Raw genomic sequence first — 7437 nt, forward strand, 5'->3', positions numbered from 1 at the left:
ATCGACCAGGTCAGCCTGCAGGGCTGGCTCGGCACCTGGGCCTTCGCGCAGGTCGCCCGCACCATCGACGGCGACATCACCCGCGAAAGCGTCCTVAAGGCCTTCAGCAACCTCACCGACTTCAACGTCTTCGRCCTGCTCCCCGAGGGCTTCAGCACCACCAAGCCCTTCACCGACCTCCCCCRCATGCCCCGCCTCTTCAACAGCCAGATCATCGAGGGCATCGTCCGGGACGGCAAGGTCGAGCAGACCAGCGACGGCTACATCCCCATCTTCACCAGGCCATGAMYCRCCRVGCCATGACCACCACACACGACGACGGGACCGCGGCCGGCCGGCCGCCGAACGTCGAGCGAGGAGGTGCGGCATGACGACCACCACCGAGGTCGCACCCGTGCTGGAGGCGAGGAGCCTCTCGGCCGGGTACCGGCGGGTCCCGTGCGTCCGTGAGGTGAGCCTGGACGTGCGCCCGGGCGAGATCGTCGTCGTGCTCGGCCCGAACGGGGCCGGCAAGACCACGACGCTGCTCACGCTGTCCGGGGCGCTGCCCAGCCTCGGCGGGGAGGTCCACCTGCGGGGCGAGCCGACGGACGCGGCGCTGCACCACCGGGTGCGCGGCGGCCTGGGGATCATCCCCGAGGAGCGGTCGGTCATCTCCCGGCTCTCGGTCCGTGACAACCTCCGGATCGGCCCGGGCCCCGTCGAGCGTGCGCTCGACCTGTTCCCGGAGCTGCGGCCGCTGTTGCGGCGCCGGGCCGGCCTGCTGTCCGGCGGCGAGCAGCAGATGCTCTCGACCGCGCGGGCCCTGGCCGCCGAGCCTTCGGTCCTCCTCGCCGACGAGCTTTCGCTCGGCCTGGCGCCGAAGATCGTGACCCGGCTCATGCAGGCGCTGCGCAGCGCGGCCGACCGCGGCGCGGGGGTGCTTCTCGTCGAGCAGCATGCCCGGCAGGCGCTCGCCATCGCCGACCGTGCCTACATCCTGCGGCGGGGGAGCGTGGTCTGGTCCGGCTCCGCGGACGAGGCACGGGCGAACCTCCAGGAGATCGAGGGCGCCTACCTCGGCCACGAGGCCGCCGCCTGACGGGAGGCGGTAGCGAACACCGGAGAAACGAGGCGGGTGCGTGCCCCTCCGCGGGGCGCGCACCCGCCTTCCGCTGTTCGGGGGAGGGAGAGAGGGAGGGGGGAGGGGAAGGGGGACAGCAGAAGGCGGGCTGTGCGGCGGGGGAACCTGGCCCCGCCACACAGCCCGCCTCGGGAACTGCTGCTCCGCCGGTCAGATCTTGATCTGGACCACCTCGTCCTCCACCCGGACCGGGAACACCATCAGATCCTGGTTGAACCCGTCCGACGACGACGGGCGCACACACGCGCCGGTACGGACGTCGTACCGGCTCGCGTGCGTCGGGCAGACGATGTAGCAGCCCTCGTCCAGCGCCCGACCGCCCAGCTTGCTGCCCTGGTGCGGGCAGAGGTTCTGGAAGGCGTAGTACTCGCCCTCCACGTTCGCCACCGCCACCGGGAATCCGTCGACCTCGACGGTCACCGTCTCGCCCGGGCCGATCCAGTCGACCGGCAGGGCGTCGTAGAAATCAGCCACTGCGTTCTCCGTGTGCCCCGAGCGCGAAGCCGCTGGCCCCGCGACCGATGCCTTCTAGTAGCTACGGGCGCGGACGACGTCGAGCTTCTGGCCGCGTGGCCGGGTCACGATGAACACGTGCACGTCGGCCACACTCTCGACGGTCTGGCCGCCGTGCTTGCCCATCACCCGCTGGACGGTTCCCTCGGCCTGCAGCCGCGGCCACACCAGGTGGGTGTGCTCCCCGTTGTCCTTCCAGTCGGTCGAGCCGCCGCCCTCGCCGAGCGCGACTCCCTGGATCAGGGTGGTGACCCGGATCTCCTCCTTCTCGAACTCCAGGCTCAGGGCCTGGCCGAGCGCCTCGAGCCCCGCCTTGGTCATCCGGTAGACGGCCTCGTAGGGGAAGATCTCGATGGTCACCTCGGACGAGGTGTTGATGATGTCGCCGCCGCCGGCCGCCCGCAGCAGCGGAATCGCGGCCCGGCAGGTGTAGGTCGGGCCCAGGAGGTTGGTCCGTACCTGGGCGAGGATGTCCTGGTCGGCGAGGGACTCGAACGGGCACGGGCGGTGCAGCCCGGCGTTGTTGATCAGAATGTCGAGCTTGCCGAACTGCGCCCCGATGGCCTCGAAGGCGCCGCGCACGTTGTCCGGGTCGCCGACGTCGGTGGTGAGGCCGACGGTGTCCGACCCGAGTTCGTCCACGAGCGCCTTCAGGCGGTCCGCGCCGCGGGCCAGCAGCACCATGGTCGCGCCCTCGGCCGCGAAGCGGCGGGCGATGGCGAGCCCCGATCCGCTGGTCGCCCCGGTGACGGCGACGATCTTCCCGGCGAGCTGCCCGCCGCTGGCCGTGCTGGTCATGTCAGTACTCCGATCCCCGCCGCCTCGTTGCGGCGGCGCCACTCGTCCTTGGACATACGCGTGGTGTCGACGTTCGCCAGCCGCGCCCGCTCCCGCAGCGCGCCGACGGTGGCCTCCTCCCGCGGGATCTGGGTGAACGGGTCGAACCCGAAGAACCGGCAGGCGTTCTGCCAGGTGATCTTGTGGGTCTCCTCCTCGGTCACCCCGGCCGCGACCAGCTCGTCCCAGAGCAACTCCGGTGACTCCGGCCAGGTCGTGTCCGTGTGCGGGTAGTCGGACTCCCAGGCGATGATGTCGATCCCGATGTCGTGCCGGGCCTTCAGACCGGACGGATCGGAGATGAAGCAGCCGAGCACGTGCTCACGGAAGATCTCCGAGGGCAGCTTCCCGCCGAAGTCGTTGTGCAGCCACACCTGGTTCTTCACGTGGCGGTCGACCCGCTCCAGGTAGAATGGGATCCACCCGATCCCGGCCTCGGAGAACGCGATCCGCAGGCCCGGGAACTTCTGGAACACGTGCCCGAACAGCAGGTCCTKCGCGACCAGCGTCATGATCTGGGTCGACAGGATGATCGAGTGGTCCGGCGGTGCCTCCGGCGGAAGCTTCAGCAGGCTCATGCCGCCGCCGATGTGCAGGCAGAGGACGGTGCCCTCCTCGACGACAGCGGCGAGCATCGGATCCCAGTAGCCGGACATCAGACTGGGGTACCCCTGCGCGTGCGGGGCCTCCAGGAAGCTGACGGCCCGGCAGCCCTTCGACGCGAGCCGGCGCACCTCGGCCGTGGCCAGCTCGACGTCCCACATCGGCAGCATGCCGATCGGGATGAAACGCCCCGGCGCCCCGGCACACCACTCGTCGATGTGCCAGTCGTTGTACGCCTGGAGCATGATGACGGACAGCTTCTTGTCCGGTGCCTCGGYGAACGTCCGGGCGTTGTAGCCGGCCATGCTCGGGAAGCACATCGACGCGAGGACGCCGTTGGCGTTCATGTCGTCGACGCGGGCCGCGAGGTCGAAGCAGCCCGGCCGCAGCTCGGTGTAGGTGCCCGGGTCGCGGCCCCACTCCTCGGCCGGCCAGCCGACCGTCGCGGCCATGCCGAACGGTGTGGAGGTGGCGGCGCCCTGGAAGACCCACTGATCGATTCCCTGGTCGTTGCGAATGACCTTGGGGGCGAGATCGCGGTACTTGGCGGGGACGTGCCTGACGTACATGTCCGGTGGTTCGATCGAATGGTCATCGATGCTGACGAGGATCATGTCCTCTTTCTTCATCGTGTCCCGACCCTTCTCTGTGCTCGTCCTGGATGCTCGCCCTAGATTTAGACCAAGTTTAATTACTTGGCGCGGTCCCCGCCGAGCGTCGCGACATCCGGGATCTCGGGTTTGGTGAGGCCCGGACGCCAGTCCTCGGCCTCCACCTCGGCCGGGTCACTGTCTGTCGGGTCGCCGCCGGCAGTGCTGCTGTCGGTCGGGCTGCTGTCGGCAGTGCTGCTGTCGGTCGGGCTGCCGTCGGCGGGGTCRCTGGCGGCCGGGTCGTTCTCCGTCTCACGCTCCTCACCGAGGTAGGCGGCGATGACCCGCGGGTCGGTGCGGATCTCCGCCGGCGTGCCGGTGGCGATGACGGCACCGAAGTCCATGACCACCAGGCGGTCGCAGACCCGGTTCAGCATCGGCACGTCGTGTTCGACCAGCAGGATGCCGATGCCCCACTCGTCCACCAGGCGGCGCAGCAGGTCGGACAGCTCCTGCGTCTCGGACTCGTTGAGGCCGGCGGCCGGCTCGTCCAGGAGCAGGATCGACGGCTCGGTCGCGATCGCGCGGGCGATGGCGACCTGGCGGCGCCGGCCGTAGGACAGCTCGGACGGGATGCGGTCGAGCTCGTCCACCAGCTCGAACATCTCGATGGCGGACCGGGCGGCAGGGGTCAGCTGGGTGCGCCGCGGGTGCACGATGTCGGTGAGGTAGGCGGCCGAATCGCGGGGGTCAGCTGCGGTACGGAGGTTCTCCAACACTGTGAGCTGGTCGAACAGTTCCAGCGACTGGAAGGTCCGGCCGATGCCCAGGCGGGCGCGGCGCCGCGCGTTCAGCGTGTCGATCCGGGTGCCGTCCAGCTCGATCGCGCCGCCCTGCACGCGGCAGAACCCGGTCACGGCGTCGATGAACGTGGTCTTGCCGGCGCCGTTGGGACCCATGAGGCCGACGACCTCGCCGGGCCTGACCTCCAGGGACACTCCGCGCAGCGCGTGGACACCGCCGAACCGCACGGCGGCGTCCTGTACCCGCAGCGTCTTCGGCGCGACCCGGTGCGGGGTCGCGGGCGGAGCGGTGCGGGCTGCCGCCCTCGCCGTCGTGTCCGCGCTCGCCGTCGTGGTCGCCGTCTCCGGCGCGTCCGCGTCCGTTGTCGCATCTGCCGTCACGGTCGCCGTGCCGCGGCCGGACCGGGAGAAGCGGGCCACGAGGGCCGCGGGCGGGCGCAGCGTGACCGCACGGGCCACGAGCCCGTTCGGGAACTGGATCAGGGTCGGGGCGAGGAACGCGGCCAGCGCCAGGGTGACGTACTGGCTGATCTCACTGCTCGGGAAGATCTCACCGAAGATCTTCGGGGTGAGGCCGCCGGCGGTGCTCGCACCGGCCAGCACGCCGCCGATCAGGAAACCGACACCGCTGATGACGGTGTTGATGACCACGGCGATCGAGTTGAAGACGTTGAACTGGTTGAAGTCGACGTAGGCCGACTTGAACGCCAGCAGGACGCCGCCGAGGCCGGCGATGGCCGCGGAGATCGCGAAGGAGTAGAGCTTTGCGCCGTAGACGCTGATGCCGAGGGACGCGGCGGCGCGTTCGTTGCCGCGAACCGCGACCAGCCGCCGGCCGGAGCGGCCGCGCCTGATGTTGGCAGCCACCAGAGCGGCCACGAGCAGGGCCACCAGGCAGACCATGGCGTAGCGCTTCGGATGGCTCACCGGGTCGACACTCCACCCGAACAGCGTGGGTGGGTCGACCACCGTCCCGGACAGGCCGCCGGTCAGCGGGACGCTCTGGAAGAGCACCGCCTGCAGCGAGTAGGCGAGGCCGAACGTGGCGATGGCCAGGTGGATACCCCTGGTCCGCAGGGCTGGCAGGCCCACCAGGATTCCGACGGGCACCGCCGCGAGGACGCCGATGACCAGGACGAGAAGGAAGGGCAGGCCGTGCACGGCGGCCAGCCGGGAGGCCACATAGCCGCCCCAGCCGGCGAAGGCGAACTGCGCCAGCGACAACTGGCCGCCGTAGCCGGTGACGACCACCAGCGACACGCAGATGACCGCCCCGATGATCGTGGTGGTGAAGGCGTCGGTCCAGTTGTCCGGGGTCGTGACGACCACCAGCGTCGCCACCGCGACCACGGCGGTGAGAACGGCGGGCCGCAGCGCGCCGGTGCCGATCTCGGGCAGCAGCTCGTTCACGTGGCTGCGCAGCGGCAGGCCTCGTCCGCGGACGACCAGGACCAGCACCACGACCAGGAACGGGACGGCCTCGCCCCAGCCCGCCGCGTCGACGTAGTTGGTGATCTCGGACTGGGTGACGCCGATGACCAGCGACGCGCCGAGAGCGATCGGGAACGACGCGAAGTTGGCCACCACACAGGTGGCCAGTGCCGGGATGATGAGCATGATCAGCGTGTTGATGTCCAGCCCGGAGATCGGGACGATCAGGATGCCCGCCGCGCCGGCGAGGACCGCGCCGACGGTCCAGTTGACAGCGGCGATCATGTCCGGCGAATGACCGGTGAGCTGGGCGGTGCGTTCGTTCTCGGCGACGGCCGAGGTGACCGCGCCGAACGTGCTGTACCGGTAGATGGCCCACAGGACCGCCGAGACCACCACGGCGATGCCGAGCAGGATGAGCCGGTCGGCGCCCACCGCCGGCCCACCGAACGGATGGACCGTGTCGGTCGGCAGGAACGACGGCACCAGCCGGATCTCGCTGCCGAAGATGATGCGGCCGACCTGCTGCAGGGCGACCATCACGCCGAGGGTCGCGATGACCCTGGTCAGGGGCGGCGCGTTCCGCAGCGGCCTCATGATCAACAGGTGCATCAGGGTGCCCATGGCGCCGGCGATGATCAGTGCCAGGACGATCGACGGCACGGTCGGGAGACCCGCCTCGATGTGCAGCTCGTAGAAGGCCAGCGCACCCGCCGCGGCGAACGCGCCATGCGCGAAGTTGACGACACCGGAGCCTCGGTAGACGAGGAGCAGACCCTGGCCCGCGAGGGCATAGATCGCCCCCAGACCGAGCCCGAGTAACGCGTATCGGATCATTGTTCTGCGTCCCGTTTACTGTTCTCGTGGGGGCTGGTCATGGCGTGGCGATTCATGGCCTGGTGAAGATGGGGATGTAGCCGTCGCTGGTCTGCTCGACCTTGCCGTCCCGGACGATGCCCTCGATGATCTGGCTGTTGAAGAGGCGGGGCATGCGGGGGAGGTCGGTGAAGGGCTTGGTGGTGCTGAAGCCCTCGGGGAGCAGGCCGAAGACGTTGARGTCGGTGAGGTTGCTGAAGGCCTTSAGGACGCTTTCGCGGGTGATGTCGCCGTCGATGGTGCGGGCGACCTGCGCGAAGGCCCAGGTGCCGAGCCAGCCCTGCAGGCTGACCTGGTCGATCTTCTTGCCCGGCTGGTACTTGGCCATCTCGTCGCGGTAGCGGACGATGCCTTCCTGGTCACTGGAGACGAGGGGCAGGCCGGAGGCGACGAGCACGCCGTCGGCCTTGTCGCCGAGCGCCTTGAGGGTCTCGGGGCGCAGGACGGAGCTGCTGGCAGCGAGCTTCTGGTCGTAGTCGCCTGCCTTGGTGGTGGTGAGCCAGGCGGCGAAGTGGGTGGGCATCATCGCGAGGGCGACGGCGTCACCGTCCGCGCCGCGGGTGACGGCGGGGGTGAGGTCGGTGGCGGTGACGTCGATCGGGATGCCGCCCTTGATGGTCAGCCCGCGGCCCTTCTGCAGGGCGGCCGTGTTGAACTGGAC

6 protein-coding genes and 1 pseudogene are annotated in these 7437 nt (G+C 69.9%); 2 read left to right on the forward strand and 5 right to left on the reverse strand.

Going from position 1 to position 7437, the window contains the following annotated elements; all coding sequences use genetic code 11:
- Together CC117_RS06685 and CC117_RS06690 are read left to right on the forward strand one after the other, a co-directional pair.
- Positions 1-288 (forward strand): annotated as a pseudogene (locus tag CC117_RS06685) (ABC transporter substrate-binding protein); the annotation flags it as partial.
- 79 nt (positions 289-367) lie between these two features.
- Positions 368-1081, forward strand: coding sequence for an ABC transporter ATP-binding protein (locus CC117_RS06690; protein ID WP_071082884.1), 714 nt, complete (start codon positions 368-370; stop codon positions 1079-1081).
- Between the two features lie 192 nt (positions 1082-1273).
- Here the strand turns inward: CC117_RS06690 and CC117_RS06695 are convergent, their stop codons facing one another.
- From CC117_RS06695 to CC117_RS06715, 5 genes are all read right to left on the reverse strand, one after another.
- On the reverse strand, positions 1274-1597 hold the full coding sequence (locus tag CC117_RS06695; RefSeq protein ID WP_071082885.1) for a Rieske (2Fe-2S) protein: 324 nt from the start codon (positions 1595-1597) through the stop codon (positions 1274-1276).
- Positions 1598-1651: 54 nt separating this feature from the next.
- Positions 1652-2434: an SDR family oxidoreductase gene (locus CC117_RS06700; protein ID WP_071082886.1), complete on the reverse strand. Its 783-nt coding sequence runs from the start codon at positions 2432-2434 to the stop codon at positions 1652-1654.
- A complete protein-coding gene (locus CC117_RS06705; RefSeq protein WP_071082887.1) occupies positions 2431-3705 on the reverse strand; it encodes an amidohydrolase family protein in 1275 nt (424 codons plus the stop codon). The genes CC117_RS06700 and CC117_RS06705 overlap by 4 nt, the downstream gene beginning before the upstream one ends.
- Before the next feature lie 62 nt (positions 3706-3767).
- Complete coding sequence (locus CC117_RS06710) at positions 3768-6737, reverse strand: branched-chain amino acid ABC transporter permease/ATP-binding protein (RefSeq protein ID WP_071082888.1); 2970 nt, start codon at positions 6735-6737, stop codon at positions 3768-3770.
- 52 nt (positions 6738-6789) lie between these two features.
- Positions 6790-7437, reverse strand: a 648-nt coding sequence (locus CC117_RS06715; RefSeq protein ID WP_157905361.1) for an ABC transporter substrate-binding protein, incomplete at its 5' end; no start/stop codon positions are given.

It is taken from the genome of Parafrankia colletiae (assembly GCF_001854655.1).
Taxonomy (GTDB): Bacteria; Actinomycetota; Actinomycetes; order Frankiales; family Frankiaceae; genus Parafrankia; species Parafrankia colletiae.